The sequence below is a fragment of the Amazonocrinis nigriterrae CENA67 genome (assembly GCF_016056305.1).
GTDB lineage: Bacteria > Cyanobacteriota > Cyanobacteriia > Cyanobacteriales > Nostocaceae > Amazonocrinis > Amazonocrinis nigriterrae.
This window is the reverse complement of sequence record NZ_JAECZC010000012.1, coordinates 47,259-74,072: the sequence shown is the minus strand read 5'-3', so window position 1 is coordinate 74,072 and position 26,814 is coordinate 47,259. Positions and strand designations below refer to the sequence as shown.

Here is a 26,814-nt window from a genome sequence, read left to right as displayed (position 1 = left end):
CTACAGTTTTATGCGTGAGGCAAAAAAAGATTTATGAAAGAGGTCTATTTTTTATGCACTGCAAAGCGCCATGAGTATATAGGGAGAAAAATAAAATCATGACATTAGGTGACAAATCTTCAATACGTATCCTTCATGTTGTTGGGGGAATGAATCGGGGAGGGATTGAAACTTGGCTAATGCACATTTTGCGACACATTGATCGCGATCGCTTCCACATGGATTTCCTAGTTCACACAACCCAGCCCTGTGCTTACGATGAAGAAATTCGTGCCCTTGGTAGTAAAGTTATTCCCTGCCTTCATCCATCACGACCCTGGTTCTACGCTAACAATTTCAAACGTATACTAGACGAGTATGGTTCTTATGATATTGTTCACAGTCATGTTCATCACTTTAGTGGCTATGTTCTCCGTCTAGCACGGCAAGCAGGTGTACCTATTTGCATAGCCCATTCTCATAACGATACATCTTTAAAAGAAGCTGTTGCAGGATTATATCGACAATTATATTTAATCTTGATGAAACGGTGGATTACTCAATATGCCACCTTGGGCTTAGCAGCTAGCCGTAAAGCAGCAGTTAATCTATTTGGTTCAAGCTGGCAAACTGACAAACGTTGGCAGACGTTTTGCTGTAGCATGGACTTGCTGCCATTTCACAACCAAACTGATCGGCAAGCTGTTCGCGCTGAGCTAGGTATACCCCCAGAAGCTTTTGTAATTGGTCATGTCGGCAGATTTGAGCAACAAAAAAATCATCAGTTTTTGTTAGATATTGTCGCAGAGATAGCTAAGCAAGAAACAAAAATGCACCTCTTACTAATAGGTGACGGATTATTACGCCCAGATATAGAACAGAAAGTCATTCAGATGGGCTTAGCAGATCGTGTCATCTTCACTGGTCTTCGTCCTGATGTACCCAGACTCATGTTAGGAGCCATGGATATATTTCTGTTTCCGTCCTTGCACGAAGGTCTAGGATTGGCGCTAATCGAGGCACAAGCTGCAGGGTTAGTCTGTGTATTCTCAGATGTTGTTCCCGATGAGGCAGATGTAGTTAAACCTCTAATGCAAAGAATGTCCTTATCAGAATCAGCATCCACCTGGGCAAAGACGGTTTTGGCTGCAAAAGCATCAGCTGCAACTATCTCTCAAGCCAATGCTTTACTTGCTGTAGAAAAAAGCCCTTTCAACATTGAAGTAGGTGTGAGAAAGCTAGAAAAAATCTATCAGACAAGTCTATCCAAGCAATAAAATAAATAATTTTTCATAATTTATGTTAGAACTACCATTTTGGTTAATTCTTCTATCTTGGTCGTTTTTACCTTCCACCCAAACTTCTTTGTTCACAATTGAATCTATACCAATTAGTCTCAAAGATTTATTAATTATTCCAATAGCTGGTTTCTACTTTTTACTGCAAGTGAAAAACAAGCATCCGATTAATACTCGTTTAAAACATTGGCATCATTACTTACCTCTATTCACAGTTGTTTTGCTAATTTATGCAGCAACATCTATACAATGGAGCGGCATGGATAAAAGCAATTGTATGGCAATGCTTTACACACTAGTTTTGACAGGTTCAGCATGTTTGCTTGCTTATTATTTAATTGCAAAAATTAAATTTACATCACTGCATTCTTTTTTATGGAGACTAACTATTTTTGTGGCATTAGTAGGGTTATTATACACAGCACAGTCCTTCTTTTCTTTGGGATGGACAACCCTCAATGATTCCCAAGGAAACGATTTCGGTATACAGCGAGTACGCGGGCCTTTGTTTGGTTCCACCACTGGATATTTTATGTTAGTGCCAGCGTTAGGATTTGCTATTGATGAAATACTTCAAAATCCAAGCAAACGTTTATTAAAACTCAGCATTGTTTTCTCACTTTTACTGACTATTATCAGTTTAGGCTCACGTAGTGCGTTTATACTTCTTAGTGTTTTGCTTACATGTTTAGTTCTGTTTATCAAAAACAGAAAGTATGCTGTTATTTCTTTAGCGATAGTGTTAATTGTGACGACATCTACAATGTTACTCTTTTATTCCAGAGCTAAGACAGATCGTCTTCAGTCTCTAGAAGATACAAGTCGTCAAGATACATACTTAACATCTTTTCAAATAATTGAAAATCGTAGCGAACTAACTAATATTTTTGGTTCTGGTTATGGTTCTTATTGGCCTTGGTATATTCCTGATACTCAAAATCCCCGTGAAACTGGTCAATATTTTGATTTAGTATGGAATCCTTATGGCTCTCTTTTATACCATCCTCATTCTACCTTTCTCTTATGTATTGTTGAATTAGGACTTCCTGGCCTAATTTATTTTGCATTTATATGGTTTATTCTAGTTAAGCTCTTATTTGAAAATTTTAGAGGCGCACGATATCCAATTTTCTTTTGTGCAATTTTTACATCAGGTTTTTCAATGTTTTTTGATTTTTTTCTTTTTAAGGCTACAACAGTTAGTACCCTATGGTGGATGTTCTTATTCGGTGCTTTATGTTTGAATTATGGTGTTAGTGCATCTCAGCGGCAACATAAAATTATTAGCTATCAAAGATAATTGTTGACAAGTAAATATATACTCCTAATTTGAAAGTTTTAAAAAAATGCGTAGGATAAATAAAAAAATCAATAAAAAACTTCTTTTAGGTTGCACCTTCCTCATAGTTACACTAATGATGCACTTGCTAATCAAGCCAGCAGAACCCCAATCAAGCACTAAGAAATTGATCGAGTACGGCTGGGATGCACCGACTCCTGAATTTTTTCAGCAGCATATTAAGCAGATGGAGAAATCTCCATTTGATGGCATAATTATTAAACTCGATGCGGGGAAAAAAGTATTTAGGAAAACGTCTTATCCAGAAACAGCTTTTACCCAAAACCGAAAAGACCTTGCTGCTACTACTACCTCTAAACTTACTAATAATTTCGTGTTGATGTGGTCAACTATGGAGAAAGGGTGGGACTGGTTCAACGATACTGATTGGACAACTGCTGAAAGCAACATTCGTAACTTTGCTAAAACAGCCAAAGTTGCTGGATTTAAAGGCATTGCCTTAGATCCAGAAACATACGGCGAGAGTCCTTGGTATTACAAAGATCAACTCCAACATGACAGCAAGACGTTTGAAGAGTATCAAAAGCAGGTACGAAAACGTGGTGCCCAATTTATGAGAATTTTACAAACAACGCAACCTCATATGGAAGTGTTCGCCCTTGGTCTATTGAGTTGGATGAAGGGTTTGCTAGCAGAGACAACTGACCCAATTAAGTTGCAGTCGCGACTCGTCAATGATGATTATGGGCTATGGCCAGCTTTCGTCAATGGGATGTTAGATGCAGTTCAGTCAGACTCCGATATTATTGATGGACATGAACAAGCATACTACTTATACCGTGCTGCTTGGTTTGATGGCATACGCGAGATTATCCGCAAAGATGCACGGGTACTTGTGGATAAAGTGAATCAGGCGAAATACGATCGCCACGTCAAGATTGGTCAAGCAGTCTATGTTGATCTCGTACTTGACCTGTTTGAAAAGCCTACAAATAGTACTGATAACAACTGGTATGGTGTCCGAATGCCACACTTTCTTTCACCCAATGAGCGACTAAAGTTGTTAGAACACAACACTTACCACGGACTCCGCACGGCAGATCAGTATGTGTGGATACGTAGCGAAAATATGGATTGGTGGCAGAATCGAATTCCCAAAGGTGCAGAAGACGCTATCCGACGCGCCAAAGCCAAGATTCAAAAAGGAGAATCACTCCAATTCAATATCGATTCTGCTATAGACAAAGCGCTGAAGAAGTGTAAGAAAATCGTGAAAGCCCCGTGGTGCAGATAGAGTAGGCAAATAAAAAATTGAGGAAATCATAAATGCGAGTTTTAGTTTCAGCACCAGCTCGTTTTGCCCTAACCAGTGACGGGAATCTATGGTCTCAAAGTGAGTCGCAAGCTTATAAATTGTGGAGCAGATATCTAAATGTTTATGATGAAGTTCATATACTTGTACGTGCCAAATTACATTTAACTCCACCAAGTGGATGGAAAAAAGTAACCGGGCCAGGAATCAAGGCGGTTCCAGTACCTTATTTTGTAGGGCCGTGGGAGTTTATCAAAAAATACATCAGCGTCAGAAAAACTATTAGTGAGGCAGTCAAAAACGCTGAAGCTATACAGTTACGTCTACCTTGCACAATAGGTTCAGAAGTTTGGCGTTTATTACCATCACTAAGACCATACGGTGTTGAGATTATTGCCGATCCTTACGATGTTTTTGCACCAGGTTCTGTCCAACATCCCTTGAGTCCGATATTCCGTCGGTTATTTTCTCACGAATTGAAGCAACAATGCTTTAAGGCACCTGCTGCACTCTATGTAACTAAAAAAGCTTTGCAGCAACGATATCCTTGCCCTAACTATACAGATGGAGTATCAGATGTATGCCTACCAAAAGAAATAGTCCTAAGTGCGCCCCGTCCTCTTCGTCAAGGAATTACGAGTTTTCGGCTAGTTTTTGTTGGTACAATGGCTCAACTATATAAAGCTCCAGATATCCTCATTAAGGCTGTTGCAGCTTGCGTACAAGAGGGTTTAGACCTGAAGTTAATTATGGTAGGAGATGGTAAGCATCGTACAGAATTGGAGGCGCAAGCAACGGCGCTAGGTTTGAAAGAACGTATTTATTTTCGAGGTCAACTTTCATCTAGCGATGCTGTTCGTGCTGATTTAGATCAAGCCGATTTATTTGTTTTGCCATCCTATCAAGAAGGTTTACCGAGGGCGATGATTGAGGCAATGGCACGGGGGCTACCATGCATCGGATCAACAGTGGGCGGCATACCTGAACTACTACCTCCTGAGGATATGGTACCTCCTGGTGATGTGACTGCTTTAGCTCAAAAAATTCGAGAGGTAGTAACTGATGCAGAACGTATGGCTTCCATGTCAGCTCGCAACTTAGAGACAGCTAAAGAGTATATAGATGAAATTTTGTCTGAGCAGCGCATCGCTTTTTATAAATATGTGCGTAATCAGACAGAACTTTGGTTAAACAAACCTGAGTTTGACAGACCTCTTCCTCCCGGCCTCCCTCTCCTACAAGGCGAGGGAGGAGTAACGAAAAAATAAGGGTTTTACTCCCCTCTCCTTGTAGGAGAGGGGTTGGGGGAGAGGTCGAAACAGTATTCATCGAACTTCTAAGAAAACGCAGTTTTCTTTCGCCATTCCCGTAGGTGCGCCTGCGTTGGAGACTCACGTTAAACAACAGTAATCAGCAGACTGTATTGCTGAAAAACTCGACTCCTTGGTGAATGTAGCAGTACTACTCCTAGAATAATTTGTGATTTGAGGTCTAGTTTGATAAACCTTACTAATTTCAGTATTTATGATTAAAACCATCGTTACCGGAGCCGCAGGTTTTATTGGTTCTCACCTTGTAGAAACGTTATTAAAACAAGGTCAAGAAGTTATCGGTATTGATGAATTCAATGATTACTATGACCCTGCTTTAAAGTATAAGAATATTGCCCATTTACAAAATTATCCTGGCTTTAATTTAATCACAGGAGATATACAGTTTTTAGATTGGCATATTCTTCTTAAGGATGTTGATGTTGTTTTTCATCAAGCAGCACAAGCGGGGGTAAGAGCAAGTTGGGGCCGAGGTTTTTGCGCTTACACTGAACGAAATATTAATGCAACACAAATTTTGCTGGAAGCAGCCAAGGATGCTAAACACTTAAAAAGGTTAGTATTTGCTTCTACTTCTAGTGTTTATGGTGATGCAGAAACATTACCCACCCACGAAAAGATTTGTCCACAACCTGTTTCTCCTTACGGAATTACTAAGCTAGCCGCTGAACAGTTATGTGGACTGTATTACAAAAACTTTGGTGTGCCTTTTGTAGCATTGCGCTATTTCACAGTTTATGGCCCCAAACAGCGCCCCGATATGGCGTTTCATAAGTTTTTCAAAGCTATTTTACAAGATGAGACAATTCCCATTTACGGTGATGGACAACAAACGCGGGACTTTACATTTGTGAGTGATGCGATCGCTGCAAATTTAGCTGCCGCTACCGTACCCCAAGCAGTAGGCGAAATCTTCAATATTGGTGGCGGTAGCAGAGTGGTTTTAGCAGAAATCTTAGACACAATGGCAGAAATCATTGGTAAACCAATCAAAAAGAACTATATAGAAAAGGCCATGGGAGACGCACGTCACACGGCTGCTGATGTGTCTAAGGCGCAGAAAATTTTAGGATATCAGCCGCGGGTTTCTCTCAGAGACGGCTTAACTCAAGAATGGCAGTGGATTAAGTCTTTGTATACATAAGTAGGTTGATGCGAATAAAGGTGACTAGTGAGGATTGTCAGTTGTTAGTTGTCAGTTGTCAGTTGTAAGAGTTTCAGGCATATTTACGTTTCGTAACATAGTCATGTTTATTTTTAGCTACCTACTTAATCACATCAGATATTTGGTATCTAATTACTGAGCAAAATCAAATCATTCTAAGTAGAGAAATCAAATGAAAATTTTGCATATTTGTGCAGTAGATGACACAGCACAAACACTTTTACTTCCACAAATTAAATATTTGTTGTCTCGTAATCTCCAAGTAGAAATAGCTTGTTCTTCAGGAGTAGAAACAAAAAAATTACGAGAGAAGGGATACATAGTTCATTCAATTCAAATTGACCGGAAAATTTCTTTGATTTCTAATGTGAGAAGTATTTATAATCTGGCAAGACTAATCCGGAATAATCAATATGACCTTGTTCATGTACATACACCAATTGCTGCTGTCTTAGGACGTATTGCGGCTAAAATTGCAGGTACTAAACGTATTGTTTATACTTCCCACGGTTTGCCATTCCACGATTTATCATCTCCAATACAGTATCGTTTTTACTTTACTGTTGAGAAACTCGTTGCTTTCATCACTGATTTGATTCTCAGTCAAAATTATGAAGATATAGCCACAGCAAAAAAATTAGGTCTTTGTCCATCAGATAAATTACGTTACCTGGGCAATGGAGTAGATACTTATCGTTTCCATCGCGATCGCCTTGATCCGAGCCATCAAAGCCAATTACGTAAAGCCCTCGATATTCCTGAAACTGCTAACTTAATAATTGGCACAATTGGGCGTTTAACTCGTAAAAAAGGAAGTGGATACTTAATTGAAGCCACAGCCAAACTACTACCTCAATTTCCTAATTTGCACGTTCTAGTGATTGGCAGTCAACTCAGCACAGACCCTGAACCTTTCCATACAGAACTTATAGAAAAAATTCACAAACTGGGAATTGAGCAACACGTTACCTTGACAGGTGAACGTCAAGATATACCAGAGATTTTGGGGCTTTTAGATATTTTTACCCTACCTACGTTTACTCATGAAGGATTACCCCGGTCTATTCTAGAAGCAATGTCAATGAATTTACCAGTTGTAGCCACAGATATTCGAGGCTGTCGAGAAGCTGTGGTGCATCAACAAACAGGTTTAATTGTGCCACCTCAAGATAGTAATAAGTTAGCTGAAGCCTTGGCAATACTCCTGTCTAATAATCAATTAAGGCAAGCCTATGGTAACGCAGGACGTGAGCGCATTGAAGCTGAATATGATGAAGAACTAGTTTTTAAAAGACTGGCAAGTTTCTATCAGAAATTAGGTATTCATTTAGATGAAACAAGTACCAATTTGGCAATTAATAATTTTTAAATGTAGCTATAATTAGCTAAGATTAACCACCCAAAATACTCTTCATAAAAATGGGTGTGGAATACGGCAATAGAGTTATCACTAATAGATAATTTGCTGTTTACCCTGCATACATTTCTGTAGGTAAATTTATTCCGTAACAATATCATATTGACTAGAGTTTTTTGGCTCACTCATAATGAGATATGTGTGTATGAATGCTAAAAATTTGCAAGTTAATCACACAAAATATAGCAGAGTAGTTAAGTCTGTCTTAGATAGAGTTGTAGCAGCGATCGCTCTGTTGATTCTATCTCCAGTGATGCTAATAATTGGGATAGCTATTTATTTCCAAATGGGTAGTCCAGTAATTTTTACTCAACCACGTCCTGGTAAAAAAGCTCGAATTTTTAAATTCTACAAATTCCGCACTATGACAAATGAGTGCGATGCTGAAGGCAACCTTCTTCCTGATGAAGAACGTCTCACAAACTTTGGGCAATTCCTGCGCCAAACTAGTCTCGATGAACTCCCACAACTTTGGAATGTCTTAAAAGGAGATATGAGTTTTGTTGGGCCGCGTCCTTTACTAGTAGAGTACCTCGACCGTTATACCCCTGAACAAGCACGTCGCCATGAAGTTGAACCAGGTATTACAGGTTGGGCACAAATTAATGGTCGCCGAATATTAGATGGATTATGGGAAAAGAAATTCAAATTAGATGTTTGGTATGTAAATAACTGGAGTCTATGGCTTGATTTCAAAATTCTTTTGCTCACGATATTGAAAGTTTTGCAACAAGAAGCAATTAGCCAACCAGGTCATGCTACAGGCGAAGAATTTAAAGGCAGTAAAACTGGACAATGAACTGTCACGCTTTGTTAGATGATGGCAATTAATCGCAAAAGCAGCTGTGTTTGAGGTAAATACACATGAAAAATCGATGGGAAGTAGGCTCGCAATTTGATTGGTCAAATGATATGGTAATGCTATCAGCGGCAAAAACTTTATTACCTGAATCTTACGAGTTATTTTCCACTGGCACAGCTTGCTTATTCTCTATGGCAACTCTGTTGCAACAGCACCAAATACATCGCTTAAGGCTGCATATACCATCGTTCTTATGTATGCATTTTGTAGCCAAACTCAAAACAGTTTTTGATGTATGTTGGTATCGAGATTTACCTACTCAAGAATCCCCAGATTTTAACACGCTTAATACTTTACCTGGTGATTTAGTACTAGCAGTTAATTTATTTGGCATCAGGCAAGGGAAAGTTTGGCAAGATTGGCTATTTCAGCATGATGATATTATCTTAATTGAAGACCATACCCACGATCCTTTTTCTTCTTGGGCGCAGCAGAGTACAGCTCACTATGCTATAGCATCTTTGCGAAAAACTCTGCCAATTCCAGATGGGGGTATTATCTGGTCACCGCAAAATATGAAGCTGCCCAAAGCTTCTTCTTCAAAGTCACAGGCTGCCGATAAAAGACTGACTGCAATGCTATTAAAGCGAGCCTATCTTAGTGGTGCCAATATCTCGAAAGATATATTTCGACAGCTAGAAATTGAAAGTGAGGAAGAATTTGATGATGAAACTAATTGTGTAGCTTCAACCTTCACTTCTGTGATATTGAGTTGCTTGAACATTGCAAAATTTAGGCAACTAAGGGAAACTAACATTAGACATTTTTTAAATTGGAGCTTAACTGAAAAGCATCCGAATTGGATGCCTCTGTTTAGTTCATGGCCTATCAGTTCTGTACCATTTAACAGTGTAATAGTTTGTCAAAGTCAAGACATCCGCGATAATTTACGTAAATATCTCATAGCTCAAAATATTTTTCCAGCAATTCATTGGTTACAAACTACACCAGACAAATCATCCAATGATCCCTTAGCAATAGAATTGTCAAATCGAATTCTGACAATTCCCACAGATCAACGTTATTCCTTGGATGATATTGCTCGTGTGGCAGCAAAAATTACTGATTTTTTTAAACAATCTGGCAAGCTGACTTACTCTCTGATTGGGAAGTAACTCAAGAAGTCTATTATATTTAGCGATCGCCCAATTATTTTCAAGCTTGGAAGCAAGGAGATTTGAGATTACATGAAAGCTTTAACTCAGCGTTTATCACAAGAGCAAATGGCTCTTTTACCAACAGATGAGGATGTTGCTTTTTATGAGGAACACGGTTGGTATATTTCTCAAAAAGTGATTCCTGACGAAATTATTGATGAAGCAATTTTGGGTAGTGAAAAATTTTATCGTGGAGAACGAGATGCAACTCTTCCCTACAAAACTGGTTATAGTGATTGGCAACCTGGAGATGGGAACGCTGTACGCAATAATCAACATGTTTCTTATCGTAAGAAAGAACTACGTAAGCTCTTGCACCCAATGATTGGGGCGATCGCTGCTAAACTAGCTAGGACTAGAGGAATTCGGCTGTTTGAAGATACGCTAGTTTACAAAGCACCAACAATTAATGAAGGTGAGGGGGTAGTTGGTTGGCATACTGATTACTCTTACTCTTCTAACTGCACCTCTAATAAAATGCTTTCTGCTTGGATTCCCTTCCACGATACTGATGTTTATAGATCACCATTAGTTGTAATTGATGGTAGTCATAAATGGTCAGGTACTGAACATATGCGATCATTCAATAATCAGAATCTTAAAGAGATAGAAAACACATTTGCTCAAGAAGGGCGAAAGATTGTGGAAGTACCCATAATTATGAAAAAAGGTCAAGTTAGTTTTCATCATAGTTTGACTATTCACGGTAGTTATCCTAATCACAGCAATTTACCCCGCTTAGCATTCGCTTTATATTTACAAGATTATGACAACCGATATCAACCTTTCTGGAATAACGGAAAACAAATTCATCACTTTCTTGACCGTATGTGTCGCAAACTGCCAAACGGCTATCCAGACTATAGCGATCCAGCAATATTTCCTGTTTTGTGGACAGAGTAATAGGGAGATTCATCAATTAATTTGATTAATGATGAATTTGTGTGAGAAAGTTCTGTTACTTCAATAAGGATTAAACTAATGAAGACTCAAGTAATTGATCTATCAAATCCCTTATGGATGGAAACACTGCATAAAATTAGACATGATGTTTATCAATTACCGGAGTATATTTTATTAGAGAGAAGTAGAATTAAAGGCATTCCCGAAGCGATTGTTATAACTGATGGTGACAAAATATTTTTCGTGCCTTATTTGCTGTCGAAATGTGATGATGTCGTTGATGAAACGATTATAGAAACTTTTGACATTAAGTCTCCTTATGGCTATACAGGAATTTTATTAAGCGAAGCAGCTGTGAATACGCCTGGTTTTCCTGATTTAGCCATGAGTGAATTTAAGCGTATATTATGTGACAAGCGTGTATGTTCAGCTTTTATTAGATTACATCCAATTTTAAACGAAAACTTTTGTGATATTTTTCAACCAAATACATTTTTAGTCAATGGAGAAACTGTTTCTGTTGACTTAAGAATCTCTGAGTCTCAAATCTGGACAAATACCAGGAAAGGTCATAAAAGCACAATTAATAAATGTAAGCGATTGGGAATGATCCCAAAAATGGTTAGTATCGAAGAATATCTTGATGAATTTACTGCTATTTATCAAGAAACTATGGATCGAGTTGATGCTACCGAAGGATTTTACAGCTTTGATTTTACATATTATTACGAAATGTATAAGGCGTTAGGAGAAAAACTGCATTTATGTATTGTTGAGTATGAAAATGAGGTTGCCTGTGTTGGCTTATATACAGAAGTTTGTGGCATAGTACAAAGTACTTTGGGGGGGACTAAAAATAAGTTTGTTAGCTTATCTCCTAGCACTTTAGAAACAGATTTTGCTCGATATTGGGCTAAGGAACGTGGCAATGAATTTTTGCATTTGGGAGGTGGAGTTGGTGCGTCAAAAGATAGTGTTTATGCATTTAAAGCTGGTTTCTCTCAACTCAAGCATAATTTCATGACACTACGGTTAATTTTAGATGAAGAGAAATATCGTTATTTAGTTGAATTACGGGCAAAATATTTAAATATTCCACCTGAAAAAATGATGGAATCAAAATTTTTTCCTGCCTATCGTTCTCCTCATTAAGGAATAACTAACAAGCAATTATCTAAGATTTGTACAAAACTGTAGACCACCAAAAATAAGCAAATTTAACTGATGAATTATTAGATAAACAACTATGAAGATTACTTCTCTTGGTCACGCAGGTTTAAAAGTAGAAACAAATAATATTACATTACTTGTAGATCCGTGGCTATCTCCAGAAGGAGCATTTCTGGCGTCATGGTTTCAGTATCCCAGTAATGAACATTTGGTGACACCCGCATTACTGCAACCAACTGCGCTCGCTATTTCTCACGAACATTTAGACCACCTTGACCCTTGGTTTTTAGCCCAAGTACCGCCAGAGACACCCATCATTATCCCGCGCTATCCCTCGCCAATTCTCAAGCAGAAAATTACTGCTACAGGTTTAAAAAAAATTATTGAAGTGCCGCAGTGGGAAACAGTACAACTAGGGGAAGAAATCAGTATATTTTTTGTATCAGAAGAGTCACCCATGAACCAGGATTCTGCTGTGGTGATTGTTGGTGATGGGGAGATATTGCTAGACCTCAATGATGCGCGGTTGTCAGTAGCGCAACTTTGCAGCATCCGCACCAAAGTAGGTGGAGTAATCGATGTGTTAGCCTTGCAAGGGGCTGGAGCTTCTTGGTATCCTATGTGCTATGAATATTCCCCAGAGCGCAAACAAGAACTTTCCCAGCGCAAGCGCATAGCTAAATTCAGTTACCTAGAACGAGCGATCGCATCTGTAAAACCAGTAACAGCCATTCCCTTTGCTGGGCCTCCTTGCTTTCTCGATCCAGAACTGGCTGCAATTAATTCGGAAATGGAAAATGGCATTTTTCCAGACCAACAGCAGGTAGTAGACTGGCTGCATCACCAGGGTGTGCATAACACTGAGATTTTGTTGCCTGGAGATGTATTCGATGTCACGCAAGAATCTAAAAAGGCCGATCCCATCTGGAGTGATTTTTCATTTAGCGATCGCAACTCTTACATTGAAAATTATGCCCAGCAAAGAACAACTCACATTGCTAACCTCAAAGCTCATTATCCAGAACCTAAAAAATCTCTTTGGGAACCATTTTGCGAATATTTCCAAAGTCTTTTAGCAATGAATTCCTACTTCAACCAAAAAATTGGGATGAGAGTTGGGTTTGATATTACAGGAGCAGGTGGTGGAAAATGGGCAGTGGATTTTCGACCGGGTTGGGAAGGCGTATATAACGAGATAGGAGAATGCAGCTACGGTTATCGTTTTGCATCAAGATGGCTTCCACCCTTATTAGATGGAAAGTTGCTTTGGGAAGACTTCTTTTTATCTCTGCGATTTGTTGCTTGGCGCAATCCAGATATTTACAACGACCATCTTTTAGGATTACTGAAATTCGCTTCTCCCCAATCTTTACAAGCTGTAGAAGATTATGAAAATTCAATAGATGCTCAACAGCAAATTACGATTCACTCTGAGGGACAGACTTATAAAGTACAGCGCTACTGTCCTCATGCTGGCGTTGACTTACAAGAAGTAGGCGAGATTTTACCAGGAGGAATTCTGCGCTGTCTTAGTCATCATTATGAGTTCGACCTGGAGACAGGAAAATGCCTTAACGGTAAATGTAAGTTACTTAATACTAAGCGGATTTAGGTTATGCAACTGAACTATTTATGCTGGCAATATCGTTCAACGTAATTTGTAAAAATTGCAATAACGTCTATAGATAGGACTGCTTATCTTGAATATATTCATATGACTACCGAGGCATTAGCAAACTACATCAGTCATGGATTAACCTTTGAGTTTGTTCAAGCTTGTCGTCGTTCCGGTCAAATTTGTGAAGTTGTCCATAGCCCACATATTCCTGAAGATCCAGGATTAATTGCCTACAAAGAAGCAATGGGTTTTCCAGTCGTACAAATTCCAGCCAAGGTTGAGATGAATCCCGTGATTAAAAATTTCCTGCGTTGGAAATATCCACACAAACACTATCGTTTTACCGGACGCTACTAAATTTATATTTTCTATAACTTAAGCTACAATGACAAAACCAATTCTCCTTTCAACTCCTCATATAGGAAAGCAAGAAATAGAATTCGTCAAAGAAGCTTTTGATACTAACTGGATTGCGCCAGTAGGGCCACATGTAGATGCTTTTGAGCAAGAATTCTGTCAACTAACTGGGGCTGGTTATGCTGCTGCTGTTAGTTCTGGAACAGCAGCTTTACATTTGGCTTTACGATTAGTAGGTGTAGAGTCTGGGGATGAAGTTTTTTGCTCTACTTTGACGTTTGTAGCTACTGCAAATCCGGTGGTTTATTTAGGGGCAAAACCAGTATTTATCGATAGCGATCGCATATCCTGGAATATGAACCCCCAATTGTTGCAAGAAGCTTTAGAACACCGCGCCCGTATTGGCAAATTACCCAAAGCTGTGGTAGTTGTACATTTATATGGGCAAAGTGCAGATATTGAGCCAATTCTCAAAGCTTGCGATCGCTACGATATTCCCTTAATTGAAGATGCAGCTGAAGCTTTAGGCGCTACTTACAAAGGACATTTTCCTGGCACTTTCGGGCGCATTGGCATTTACTCCTTCAATGGTAATAAAATCATCACTACATCTGGTGGGGGAATGTTAGTTTCCCATGATGCAGAATTAGTGAAAAAAGCTCGTTTCTTAGCAACTCAAGCACGTGATTTAGCTCCCCATTACCAACACTCAGAAATTGGCTATAACTATCGCCTTAGCAATGTTTTGGCTGGCATTGGTCGCGGTCAATTATGTGTTTTGCATGAGCGAGTTGCAGCTAGACGGCATAACTTTGAAATTTACCAAAAGACTTTAGGAAATCTGCCAGGCATAGAATTTATGCCAGAAGCTATTTATGGGCGTGCAACCCGCTGGTTAACTTGTTTAACAATCGATCCAAAAGCTTTTGGTGCTGATAGAGAACAAGTCCGCATTGCACTTGCCAAACAACAAATAGAAACTCGTCCGGTGTGGAAACCTTTACATCTCCAACCTGTGTTTTCTGAGTGTGAACGCATCAAAGGAACGGTGGCTGAAAATTTATTTACATACGGTCTTTGTTTGCCTTCCGGATCAAATCTTACAACAGAAGATTTAGAGAGAGTTATTAATGCAATTACTGAAATTCACTATGAGAGTGAAAAATATCAATTTTCTCTACACCATCTTAAATAGTTAGCTTACTCAGCCAGAGAGAGTAGTTTCGGGGGTAGAGGAAGCAGGGGGAAGAAATCGTACTACTTCAAACTGCAACTTAGTATCAGAAAAATTATTTTCCAAATTCAATTCCTCAAAAATAAACAGGTAATTATGGAATCCCAAGAAAACTCTTTACAAGCAAATAAATATTTGCAAATTTGGAAGCGACGTTACATACCTGCCATAAACATCTTTTTCTCTGTATTATTGCTTTCAATTATGGCTGCGTTTGTGCTGCAAAAGCCTTCTTATGTAGCAGAAGCAAAACTACGGTTTCAAAGAAATAATGCAACTTCGACATTAACAGGAGTAGGAACAGAAATCGGAAAGTTAGAACCAGTAGTGGAGGATAATCAAATTAATCCTCTCAATACAGAAGCAGAAGTTATACGTTCTCTCCCTGTTGTGCAAAAGACTATCAGTATACTCCAGCTTAAAGATAATAGTGGTTTAATCATAACACCTGAAGACTTTTTGGATAATTTGACGGTAAAAAATGTCAATAAAACAGATATTTTAAGTATATCTTATAAAGATACCAATCCAGTCCAAGCTGCAAAGGTTGTTAATGTTCTGATAAAAATTTATTTAGAGCAAAATGTAAATTTACTCAGAATCGAAACAGCAACAGCCCGCAAATTCATTGAAAAACAACTGCCAAATGCAGAAGCAGTTGTTCAACAAACAGAAGCAGAATTAGCCAGGTTTAAAGAAAGGTATCAACTTGTTTCTTTACAAGAAGAAGTAACTCAGTCTGTGGCAGTCATGGGAGAGTTACAAAAACAAATGAGTGATGTTCAATCTAATCTTGCCAATGTTGATGCACAGTCTCTAGCAGTTCGCAAGCAATTGGATATGAATTCTCAGCAGGCACTCATGATGGCTTCCCTTAGCCAAACTCCAGGGGTGCAAGATATTCTTAAAGAAATCCAACAGCTAGAATCACAACTGGCAGGTAGGCGGACTGTTTTACAAGATACGCATCCACAAATCATAGATTTACAAGAGAAATTAAAGTCTTTAAATGGGCTATTGCAACAGCGGGTTAAAATAGTTGCAGACACAAGTCAACCACAATTCAATAACAACATGCAACTAGGAGCTTTGCAGCAACAACTTGCTGCCAAGCTTGTGGAATTAGAGTCTAATCGTTTGGGTTTGGCAAACCAAACTGCTACTTTATCAAAGTTGCAAGCTGCTTACAAGGAACGCTTGAATATTATGCCAAAATTAGAGCAATATCAACGACAGTTAGAACGTAAATTACAAGCTGCTCAATCTACTTACTCGCTTCTGCTACAAAAGCTGCAAGAAAGTCATATTGCTGAAAATCAAAATGTTGGTAATGCTAGTATCATATCTCAAGCTGAAGTTCCAAACAAGCCAAGCTCTTCACGTTTATTGACCTATTTAAGTGCTGTTTTATTGGCTAGTATAGCAAGTTTTGCTACTATATATCTGTTGGAAGCAAAAGATAAATCTATTAAGACTGTTGATGAGGCTAAAGAATTACTAGGATTGACTTTATTAGGAGTAATTCCTGTTGTTGGCAAGTTGAAAAAATATATTGGTAGCGATGAAAAAGCAGAGTCTTATAGCCAAAGGCTTATTGTTAGGGATGCTCCGCGATCGCCTATCAGTGAAGCTTACAGAATGCTCAGGGCAAATCTCAAGTTTATCAGTGCTGATAATGAATTAAAAGTGATTGTTGTCACCAGTTCTGTACCCACAGAAGGTAAGTCAACTGTATCTGCTAATTTAGCTGTGGCAATGGCTCAAACGGGGCGTAAAGTTTTACTAATAGATGCAGATTTGCGCCGTCCAGTTCAGCATAAAATTTGGGAACTGATGAATAGTAAAGGTTTGAGCAATTTGATTATTGGGCAAGCTGAAATCACAACAGCTGTCAAAAATGTGATGGATAATTTGGATGTCTTGCCTTCTGGAGTATTGCCTCCTAATCCAGGTTCTTTGTTAGACTCGCTACGAATGGCAACGTTGATGGAAACTTTTGCTAGCAAATACGATTTTGTAATTGTTGATGCTCCCTCAATCAATGTTGCTGCTGATGCTGCTACTCTAGGTCAAATGGCTGATGGTGTTTTGTTTGTGGTTCGTCCGGGAGTAGTTGATTCAGTGAATGCAGATTTTGCTCAAGAACAGTTGAAAAAATCTGGTCAGAATGTGTTGGGACAGGTAGTAAATGGTGTGATTGTGAATAACGAACCTTACAGCTACTACTATTATTATGAGGAAGAGCGATCGCACCTCACTACTACAGGTGTGAACAATACAAAAGCGGTGGCTGGAAGCAGTAACAATTGAAATGCACCCCACCCTCAACCCACTCGTGATAGGTTAAGGTAAAGTACATTTTGTCAATCAGTTAAAATACTCAAAGCTTCCTTAATAAAAAGGTAGTTGAGGAACTAGAGCGATCGCATTAACAACCCCAAGCAGCTGGGACTGATATTCACAAGTTAGCTGCTGGGGTATTGTTATTTATCCCGGCTGAATCTAAAGAGCATCAACTGGGTATATTACTGATTTTTAACGTGTAGGCTGGTGATTTTTTTTGCCTACAGCTAGACGGTAAAGTTATAAACAAGTTCTGTCCGTACTGCTCCCACTTTAGCCGTCCTCGTACACCCAACATCGTGATTGTCGTATTTCTCGACAAAATCAAACCCGGAATCGTTATCCTTTCAGTAGTTGGAGTATCAAGCAACACGGCGTACAAGTTTCCCCTGTTTGTGGTGTAGCGCACTCGCAAGCCTTCAGTAGTTACATCTTCTGAACGAATCCAGTACCGTGAACCAAATATAGCTTCGCCGTTTACATCTAACCACTTACCCAAACCAAGCAACCGTTCGACTTGCACTTTAGGTATTGAACCATCCGCAGTAGGCCCGACATTAAGCAGCAGATTCCCGTTTTTGCTGACTACATCAACAAACAAATCAACGAGTTCATCCACTGAAATCATATTTAAATCGGTATCGTTTTGATTATAGCCAAACGAATAACCTAGACCTCGTGTCGCTTCCCATTTTTTAGTCTGGATTTCCTGAAGTTGGCTATATTCTGGTGTCGAAAAATCGTAATGCAAACCGAATTGCCCACCCAAATCAAAGCGATCATTTACCACGCCGTCTCGTACATGATTGTAAAAATAGGCGATGATATTATTCGCTTCGCCAACAGGATATCCTAAATCATTCCACAGAATTGACGGTTTGTAGCGATCAATCAATTCTTGCCAATGGGCGTTAGCATATTCTGCGTAGGCTTTATCTTGAATAATTGCTGCTATCAAGGTATTGAAATCTGTGACTGTAACATCTTTCTGTGACCAATCTATGCCACCGGAGTAGTACAGCCCCATTCGCATCCCCTCAGTACGAACTGCTTGGGTCAATTCACCAACAATATCCCGCGAAGCTATACGTTCTGGCTGGGTTGTAGTTTTACTAGGCCACAACAAAAAGCCATCATGATGCTTAGTCGTTAACACAACATACCGCGCACCCACCCGTGAAAAAAGTTTCGCCCATTTTTGCGGATTCCAGTTTCTAATAGCTGCGTTGAATTTTGGGATAAAGTCATCATAGTTGAAGTTTTCGCCATAGGTTGCACGATGATAATTGTAGGTGTCGCTACCCTCAAGTTTCATCGAATTGAAATACCATTCCGCGTAGGGATTGTGCAAAAACCAATATTCCCAACCACGTTCTGCAACCACCTTATTAAATTCGCCGGTTAGTGGTGCCCAAGCAGGTACAGAGTACACACCCCAATGAATGAAAATACCGAGTTTTGCATCTGAAAACCAGTCTGGAACTTCATGCTTTGATAACGACTCGGTGGTGGGTTCGTATGACTTTTGTGCAAAAGCAGAGTTAGCTTTCATGCTCCAAAATGCACCGAACGATACTACCACAAGCAGCAAACGCACAAAATACTTGAACATTACAAGCTTCTCTATAGTTTTATTTTACTATCAATATACTTCGAGAAGTACAGTCATTAATTATACCTAACAATAATCGCCTATTTTGTTGCTGATAGAAGTCAAGTACAAGAATTACTTCAAATAAATCAGCAAGTTCAACCCTGGAATGGTGCGCGAGAGTGTCCACAAAACCAGGGTGATGTAAAGTAAACCCAGACTCCACTGATACCAAGCAAGTGTGGCGATGATACCTGGTAAATGTTCATCTCGCAGGCGAATGTCATTAAATCCCAATTTCACCAGATTATTCAAGCTAAAGTCATAATAATTCAGCCAGTTCCAACGGCGATCGCCCAACAAAGGCATATATCTTTCGCGAAATGTCGCATTTCTCGGTATCACTGGCAAACGTCCAATTAACAATCGCAACTGCCGAAAGGTACCATCTTCTGTAAAATAAGACGTGTCCATCAAGTCGTGATAACGTCCTTGTTGGTAAAGTCGAATCAATAAAGCTACGGGTACGGGGATAATAATCATTAAAAGACACCCCAGCGTCAGCCAAGGTTGTTCAGCATTGCGAAATATAGCTAACAAGCTCAAGAATTCCAAAATGCCAAAACTCACTAATATAGATGTAGTTTCGTAAAATGTGGGAATAATTGCCACAGGAAGTAGACGACGGTAGCGATCCACTAGCCAAAATAGTAAACCAAAGTAAGCGATCGCAACTCCCCCCACGCCAAAGACTAACCAAAAGTTCGTACCGTAGCCACTCAACAGCAACAGTAAACTCAACGCTAAGCAAATCCAAGCTTGCAGTAACCAGCCTCCAATAGAAAGGGGTGCAGCAACAACCAAGCGATCGCGTAATTGCATATATGTTTTTAAATCTATATCTGGCAAAGTCAGTAACTCACTACTGCTACGAAAAAATTTAATTTTACGACTTTTGGCTATTTCTTTAGCCTGAGTCGCAGAAAAACCTAAATCTATTAAACGTGCAAGATTTGCACTATTAATATTTGTCGCCACTAAACGCTGACTTAACTCTCTTAATCGCAATTTTTGTTTAATGTATTCTAGCTGATTGGCATCGGCTACTTGCTGTTGCTGACGAAAATTTTGCCCCAAATTCCGCAAAACATTTTGATTACCTTGTAAAGTTGACACCCAAAACATTCTACCAATCTCGCCGGGATTACCTAAAATTCTGGCTTTGTTAGAATTAAAAGTGAGACCACCTACCTTTAAATCAGCTTCTTTAGCAAACCAAGCATCACTAAAATCTGCTTGGTTGAGAATGCTAGCACCTTGAAGATTTACACTTTGGTTAAACTGCACTTCTCGAAAGCTGACAGCTTGCTCAAAAGTCGTTTCTATCAACAAAAGTGACTGATTAAAACTTGCTTTTGTAAACTGTACTTGATTGGCAAAACGTACATCAGAAAAATCTGTATTGCCTTGCCACTGCACATAATTAAATTTAGCCAATTGTTTAAAACTAGCTTCGTTGAAATTGCCAGTGTTTGCAAATATACTGCTCCGAAAATCAGCAGCTTCCTGAAATTGCGTTTGTTTAAAATTAGCTTTATTAAGAAAAATACTACCTTGAAAATTACTCAACTGCTGAAAAATTGCATGATTGAAACTCAAAGAACGGCTGAATCTGGTATTAGTCCAGTTAGTTGGTTGCACAAAAATAGCGCTTTGGGCATCTACAGATTGTAAAAACAACGTATTGGGAAACTCAACTTTGCCATTAAAGCGAGTTTCCACCAATGTTAAAGAACCACGAAACACAGTGATATCGCTAGATGGCGTTGCTTCAGTTGCCAAAAGCGATCGGCAGTCTTTAGAATTGGGTAAAGCGTAAACGCCTTGAGACTTGCCATCAGACATCGCCAGTGATTGCAAACATACTAAACGCAGACGTTGCAATTGTTCTAATTCCGTTGTTGTAAAAATAGGAGCCACAGCTTGAGCATACAGAGATATTCTCAAACCCAAATCACTACCCACAAAATCTCCTTGAATCAGAGAATGGCTGAGGTCTAAACCCAAAGGTTTTGCACCACTCTTTTGCAGTTCTTTTCGCAGCAATTGGTAAAAAGCATCACGGAAAGCCGCATTTTCTGGTCGCAAATCAATCACCATTCCCCGTAAATCCACTGTCAAATTACCTTCATGCAATGTCGGTGTCCGAAGTCGTTCTTGCAACAGTTCTACAGTTAAAACAGTCGATTCTACCTGTATTTCCCCAGCCCAAACAGATAAAGGTAAGCACAGAGTAAACAGAACTAATAAAACGCAGAGTAACGCAAAGATACCCACAGCACTTTTGAACATAATCTCTGCAATACTCCACCTTTAATATCAAGTTCCACTAATTACTTACGATATAGTCGGTTTGGCTGGTAATGGGTAATGGGTAATGGGTGATGGATGAGATGTGATGACTAATAGTAAAATCCAATTACCAATTACCAATTCCCAATTCCCAATTCCCACAGGTATTATAAGTGTTTAAGCGAACATGATATCATTCATCCCTAACCAGCAGAACAATTTTACCCGCGATCGCTCCACTTTCAAGTAATTGATGTGCCGCCGCTGCTTCTTCTAAGCGAAACTGATGATTAACCTGAATTTTCAACTTACCCTGATCAATCCATTTAGCACACTGTTCCAGAATATCTGCATGGTGCTGAAGACTTTCCTCCAATCCTAGCAACATCGGTGTTAACATTAATTCCAACCCAATGCGGAGATTACGCGTTCTTGCGGATTTCCAAACAGTCTTAGGATCTGGTTCCAGAATCGTCACAATATCACCATACACTCGCACAGCCGGAAACGTTTGATAAAAAGTTTCACCGCCTACAGTGTCAAAAGCTAAATCCACCCCTTCGCCATCAGTCCAATCTAAAACTGCTTGCACAAAGTTTGTTTGTTTGTAAAAAATTACATGATCAGCACCGAGTTGTCTGACAAAATTCGCCTTTTCTTCAGTACTTACAGTAGTAGAGACAGTAGCACCTTTGAGTTTTGCCAATTGAATCGCTACATGACCGACACCACCAGCACCAGCATGAATTAAAACTCGTTCTCCAGGTTCCAGTCGTCCCCGTTCATACAAAGCTTCCCAAGCGGTGATTAACACCAAAGGCGCTGCGGCTGCTTCTGCAAAAGAGATTGAAGCGGGTTTACGCGCCACAAACCTTTCATCAACAACAGTATATTCAGCATAGTTACCTTGGTGTGCGCCCAAGCCGCCATAACAAAAATAAACTTCGTCTCCCGGACGAAAACGCTCTACCCCAGCACCCACCGCCTCAACTATACCAGCACCATCACATCCTAAAATAGCAGGCATTTGCTCAGGGTAGAAAGTGCCTCGACTACGAAGTTTGGTGTCAATGGGGTTAACACCAGCTGCTACCAAGCGGACTAAAAGCTCAGTATTTCCTACGGGAACAGTAGGATTTACTACTTCCTGTAGTTGCAGAACTTCAGGACTACCAGCCGCTGTCATTAAGACTGCTTTCACGATTCTTTCCTCCTGACACTAGATGCACATTCATTTGTCATTCACTCTAACTAATTACTGGGGACTGGGGACTGGGGAATCTTAATAACTTAGAGTTACAGGAGTTGAAGCATAGTTTAGGACAGTGCTGATTGCTCAAAGCCAATAAACAACTAGGTTTATACTCAGCACTCAGCACTCAGCACTCAGCACTTTGCTATAAAATAAACCCTGTGGTTATGAATGAACAAGCTGTGGTTACCACAGAATATCCATTGATAAGGAACCTTTAAGCTGTCGTTACCACGGCTTAAGCTGTGGTTATGGATGAATAAGCTGTGGTTACCACAGAATATTCATTGATAAGGAACCTTTAAGCTGTCGTTACCACGGCTTAAGCTGTGGTTATGGATGAATAAGCTGTGGTTACCACAGGGTTTAATTAATAAGTAAACGTGAGTTTGACAAGTGCTGTTTTAACCTCTCCCCCGGCCCCTCTCCTACAAGGAGAGGGGAGTAAAACCCTTATTTTTTCGTTCCTCCTCCCTCGCCTTTTAGGAGCTACGGTGTACACACAAGTCAAAAAACCTTGTCCATAAAAGATTTCAGCCAGTAGGGTGCGTTATGGACTCTTGTCCTAACGCACCGAAAATCTCTGGCGGTGCGTTATTGCGCCAGCATAACGCACCCTACAAAACTTGATATAAAAGTCTCCCCTCCCCGTTCACGGGGAGGGGTTGGGGGTGGGGTGCAATGACAGTGGGAATTATAACTATTTATCCGAACTTGATATACTTAATATAATAGTAAAATCCAATTCTCTTTTTCCCAATTACCAATTACCAATTACCAATTACCGACCTCATTTACCAGAAAGTGGAGTCCAATCACCAGAGGGAACAAAGCTTGCCCAGTAGAAGGGGTGTTGATATTTGGGGTTAGAAAGAAATTCAAGCTGTACCTCTCGTAGTGCTTCATGTCTGCCTTTGCCTGCTTTTAACTTTTGGTAATACTTCACCATCAGTTCTTTAGTCCCACTATTGTCTACCTTCCACAGACTCAACAGTTGGCTTTGACTCCCTGCAATCACTAAAGCACGGCGCAACCCATACAACCCATCACCAACTTTCACATCTCCTAGTCCAGTTTCGCAAGCAGATAGCACTACTAACTGTGTTCCACGTAAATTCAGCCCTGCTATTTCCAAAGCTGTGAGTACACCATCATCATAGCTGGAGACTGCTTTGGAGCGATTGTTAAAACCTGCTAAAGCTATTCCTGAACGCAACAAGGGATTTTCCAGGTTTAAGATTTTTGGCTGTTGTAAATCAAACTCGTTTGGCAGTAATTTTACTTCTTGATCTGGGAGAAAGAAGCCGTGAGTTGCTAAGTGCAAGATACTGGGGGCGGAAAGTTGTTTTATAGCTGTTTCTGTGGCTAGCTTTTGTGATATGATTTGTGTTTGCGGAAAAACTGCTTTAATACTTTCTGCTTCTTGAATTGTGGCTTGCAGTGAACTAACATGCAAACTAGCTAAGTCAGTGGAGCGTCGGTTATCAAAGCTGCGTGTGTCATCAGATTTCGGCTTAACAGCGATCGCATTTTCTTGTTGATTGTAATCGATGTTAGCAAACACCACAGGAGCCGAGGTGCTACCAGCATATAATTGTAGCCTGAGCAAATCTCGCCCACTGCTGAAATAAGAGAAAGCATAATGCCCAATCAGGTATTTACCTTGTTCATCTTGTAAGGCTTCAAAAGGAATCAATGACAACTGTCCATCGGGTGAAATCAACAGATGACGCGTATCACCCAACAGTGGACGAATAGGTGCCATGACTTGCTGATCTAATGTCCGCGCGAGTTTTTGCACAGATGCAACATCGCTAACAGGCTCAACTTTAAAGATTGAGCGATCGCTTTCTCTTCTATCATTTTCTTTAATGGCATTATTTTTATTCTCCTGATTCGTTTCTAAAGGAGACTTGGTTGCCAAAGCTTCTCGCAGATTCGTCACAGACTTGTCAATAGCCGCAGCATCACCCAAGTCAACCCACTTTGGTTCACCAGAAGAACGCAGCACCGCCGCAGCATAACGCGGTTTGCCGTATTTTTCAGTCAATTTGGCTTTGGGATTAAAGGGTTTATACAACACAATTTCTACCAAAGCTGCATCTGGTGGTATCTTAGCTTGGATAGCTGCTAACTCTACTGGCTGGGTGGTGGTGCGGAACTCGCCACTAAGAGCGCTGATAGCGTCTTCTAAGCGTTCTTTCTCTGCTTGTAGTTGTTGAAATTGCGCTTGATATTTTTCAGGTGTTTGTTTTCCCAGTCCCCTGTATACCAGTGCAGATAACTGTTGCAGTACATTCAACCATTCATCTAATAATTTTTTCGTTTCTGGCTTAATAGCTAGTTGACTGCGTAGCGTTTGTATGTTGTCTGCAACGGCATCTAGTACCAGCCCTTTACGGCGTAACACTGTTGTTAGTGCCAGGCGTGATACTGTGGGATTATTGGCAGCTTTTTGGAAGGCGAGAGAAGCAGCAAAGTAAGTTGATCCTGCGAAGGTTTTAGCGTAGTTTTGTTTTCTCTGTTCTGAACCGACAGCAAAGATGAGTGGCAAATTATGCTTTTCAACTTCTAGCCCGCGATTAAAAAAGTCAGTAGTACGAGTAATGTCACCTTGCGCCCAATACAGTACTGCCAAATTGTTGAAGCTAGCGGCGATAGAGGGATGTTCTTTACCCAGTACTTTCTCTCTAATTGCCAGAGAGCGCAGATACAGAGGTTCTGCTTTTTCATAGCTTCCCTGTACTCGGTAAAGTTCTGCCAAATTGTTGAGGCTATTGGCGACATCAGGATGTTCTTTACCCAGTACTTTCTCTCTAATTGCCAGAGAGCGCAGATACAGAGGTTCTGCTTTTTCATAGCTTCCCTGTACTCGGTAAAGTGCTGCCAAATTGTTGAGGCTTTGTGCGACAGAGGGATGTTCTTTACCCAGTACTTTTTCTCTAATTGCTAGAGAGCGCAGATACAGAGGTTCTGCTTTTTCATAGCTTCCCTGTACTCGGTAAAGTTCTGCCAAATTGTTGAGGCTAGTGGCGACAAAGGGGTGTTCTTTACCCAGTACTTTTTCTCTAATTGCTAGAGAGCGCAGATACAGAGGTTCTGCTTTTTTATAGCTTCCCTGTTCTTGGTAAAGTGCTGCCAAATTGCTGAGGCTAGTGGCGACAGAGGGATGTTGTTTACCCAGTACTTTTTCTTTAATTGCCAAAGAGCGCAGATACAGAGGTTCTGCTTTTTCATAGCTTCCCTGTACTTGGTAAAGTCCTGCCAAATTATTCAGGCTAGTGGCGACATCAGGGTGTTCTTTACCCAGTACTTTCTCCCAAATTGCCAGAGAGCGCAGATACAGAGGCTCTGCTTTTTCATAGCTTCCCTGTTCTCGGTAGAGTACTGCCAAATTGTTGAGGCTAGTGGCGACATCAGGGTGTTCTTTACCCAATACTTTCTCTCTAATTGCCAGAGAGCGCAGATACAGAGGTTCTGCTTTTTTATAGCTTCCCTGCTGTTGGTAAAGTTCTGCCAAATTGTTGAGGCTAGCGGCAACATTAGGATGTTCTTTACCGAGTACTTTCTCAAAAATTGCCAGAGAGCGCAGATACAGAGGCTCTGCTTTTTCATAGCTTCCCTTTGCTCGGTAAAGTTCTGCCAAATTGTTGAGGCTAGCGGCAACATTAGGATGTTCTTTACCGAGTACTTTCTCAAAAATTGCCAGAGAGCGCAGATACAGAGGTTCTGCTTTTTTATAGCTTCCCTGCTTTTGGTAAAGTCCTGCCAAATTGTTGAGGCTATCGGCAACATCAGGATGTTCTTTACCCAGTACTTTCTCTGTTATTGCTAAGGCGCGTTCTGCTAGGGGGATGGCTTGACTGTATTTACCTTCGTTATATAACTGAATGACTTGTTGATTCAGTCGCTCGGCTTCCTCCAATTCTGCTGACTGTTGTGCTGAGAGTGGCGGCTGAGGTTGTCCTGTCACTTCTCTTGGAATGCTCACCAGCAACCCTAATGCCATTGCTGCTGTCATTGACCAGCAAAGCAATTTCATCCTACCTGAGATTTGAGTTTTTGACTTTGAGAACCGTCGAGACACTTACCTAAGCTCCCTGACTAAGTTGGGTAATAATGATTTTTTTAGATCTTGCTTCTTCCCCTGAGTACGCCTTGAACTTAAGTTCA

18 protein-coding genes are annotated in these 26,814 nt (G+C 40.1%); 14 read left to right on the top strand and 4 right to left on the bottom strand.

What is annotated here, in order from left to right:
- Positions 1–98 precede the first annotated feature (98 nt).
- From I8748_RS09455 to I8748_RS09390, 14 genes are all read left to right on the top strand, one after another.
- Positions 99–1,256, top strand: a complete 1,158-nt coding sequence (locus I8748_RS09455; RefSeq protein ID WP_198124328.1) for a glycosyltransferase family 1 protein — start codon at positions 99–101, stop codon at positions 1,254–1,256.
- A gap of 22 nt (positions 1,257–1,278) precedes the next feature.
- Positions 1,279–2,577: an O-antigen ligase family protein gene (locus tag I8748_RS09450; RefSeq protein ID WP_198124329.1), complete on the top strand. Its 1,299-nt coding sequence runs from the start codon at positions 1,279–1,281 to the stop codon at positions 2,575–2,577.
- Between the two features lie 115 nt (positions 2,578–2,692).
- A complete protein-coding gene (locus I8748_RS09445) occupies positions 2,693–3,871 on the top strand; it encodes a hypothetical protein (protein WP_198124330.1) in 1,179 nt (392 codons plus the stop codon).
- Between the two features lie 32 nt (positions 3,872–3,903).
- Positions 3,904–5,157 carry a glycosyltransferase family 4 protein gene (locus I8748_RS09440; protein ID WP_198124331.1) on the top strand — a complete coding sequence of 418 codons (1,254 nt, stop codon included), beginning with the start codon at positions 3,904–3,906 and terminating at the stop codon, positions 5,155–5,157.
- Between the two features lie 256 nt (positions 5,158–5,413).
- On the top strand, positions 5,414–6,364 hold the full coding sequence (locus I8748_RS09435; protein ID WP_198124332.1) for an NAD-dependent epimerase/dehydratase family protein: 951 nt from the start codon (positions 5,414–5,416) through the stop codon (positions 6,362–6,364).
- A gap of 193 nt (positions 6,365–6,557) precedes the next feature.
- A complete protein-coding gene (locus tag I8748_RS09430; RefSeq protein WP_198124333.1) occupies positions 6,558–7,754 on the top strand; it encodes a glycosyltransferase family 4 protein in 1,197 nt (398 codons plus the stop codon).
- Positions 7,755–7,947: 193 nt separating this feature from the next.
- On the top strand, positions 7,948–8,601 hold the full coding sequence (locus tag I8748_RS09425) for a sugar transferase (RefSeq protein WP_225896367.1): 654 nt from the start codon (positions 7,948–7,950) through the stop codon (positions 8,599–8,601).
- 65 nt (positions 8,602–8,666) lie between these two features.
- Positions 8,667–9,779 (top strand): aspartate aminotransferase family protein, encoded by a 1,113-nt coding sequence (locus tag I8748_RS09420; RefSeq protein WP_198124335.1) that lies wholly within the window; start codon positions 8,667–8,669, stop codon positions 9,777–9,779.
- 72 nt (positions 9,780–9,851) lie between these two features.
- Entirely contained in the window at positions 9,852–10,724 is an 873-nt protein-coding gene (locus I8748_RS09415; RefSeq protein WP_198124336.1) for a phytanoyl-CoA dioxygenase family protein, read from the top strand.
- A gap of 78 nt (positions 10,725–10,802) precedes the next feature.
- A complete protein-coding gene (locus I8748_RS09410; protein WP_198124337.1) occupies positions 10,803–11,876 on the top strand; it encodes a peptidoglycan bridge formation glycyltransferase FemA/FemB family protein in 1,074 nt (357 codons plus the stop codon).
- Positions 11,877–11,970: 94 nt separating this feature from the next.
- Positions 11,971–13,506 carry a Rieske 2Fe-2S domain-containing protein gene (locus I8748_RS09405; RefSeq protein WP_198124338.1) on the top strand — a complete coding sequence of 512 codons (1,536 nt, stop codon included), beginning with the start codon at positions 11,971–11,973 and terminating at the stop codon, positions 13,504–13,506.
- Between the two features lie 102 nt (positions 13,507–13,608).
- Positions 13,609–13,869, top strand: a complete 261-nt coding sequence (locus tag I8748_RS09400; RefSeq protein WP_198124339.1) for a hypothetical protein — start codon at positions 13,609–13,611, stop codon at positions 13,867–13,869.
- Positions 13,870–13,897: 28 nt separating this feature from the next.
- Positions 13,898–15,064 (top strand): DegT/DnrJ/EryC1/StrS family aminotransferase, encoded by a 1,167-nt coding sequence (locus I8748_RS09395; protein WP_198124340.1) that lies wholly within the window; start codon positions 13,898–13,900, stop codon positions 15,062–15,064.
- 135 nt (positions 15,065–15,199) lie between these two features.
- The gene (locus tag I8748_RS09390; RefSeq protein WP_198124341.1) at positions 15,200–17,413 is read left to right on the top strand and encodes a GumC family protein; all 2,214 of its coding nucleotides are present in this window, start codon (positions 15,200–15,202) and stop codon (positions 17,411–17,413) included.
- Positions 17,414–17,615: 202 nt separating this feature from the next.
- Here the strand turns inward: I8748_RS09390 and I8748_RS09385 are convergent, their stop codons facing one another.
- From I8748_RS09385 to I8748_RS35010, 4 genes are all read right to left on the bottom strand, one after another.
- Positions 17,616–19,058 (bottom strand): alpha-L-fucosidase, encoded by a 1,443-nt coding sequence (locus I8748_RS09385; protein ID WP_198124342.1) that lies wholly within the window; start codon positions 19,056–19,058, stop codon positions 17,616–17,618.
- A 114-nt stretch (positions 19,059–19,172) separates the two neighbouring features.
- Positions 19,173–21,389: a pentapeptide repeat-containing protein gene (locus tag I8748_RS09380; RefSeq protein ID WP_198124343.1), complete on the bottom strand. Its 2,217-nt coding sequence runs from the start codon at positions 21,387–21,389 to the stop codon at positions 19,173–19,175.
- Between the two features lie 193 nt (positions 21,390–21,582).
- Entirely contained in the window at positions 21,583–22,590 is a 1,008-nt protein-coding gene (locus I8748_RS09375; protein WP_198124344.1) for a zinc-dependent alcohol dehydrogenase family protein, read from the bottom strand.
- An 841-nt stretch (positions 22,591–23,431) separates the two neighbouring features.
- A complete protein-coding gene (locus I8748_RS35010; protein ID WP_225896368.1) occupies positions 23,432–26,683 on the bottom strand; it encodes a CHAT domain-containing tetratricopeptide repeat protein in 3,252 nt (1,083 codons plus the stop codon).
- Positions 26,684–26,814: the final 131 nt, after the last annotated feature.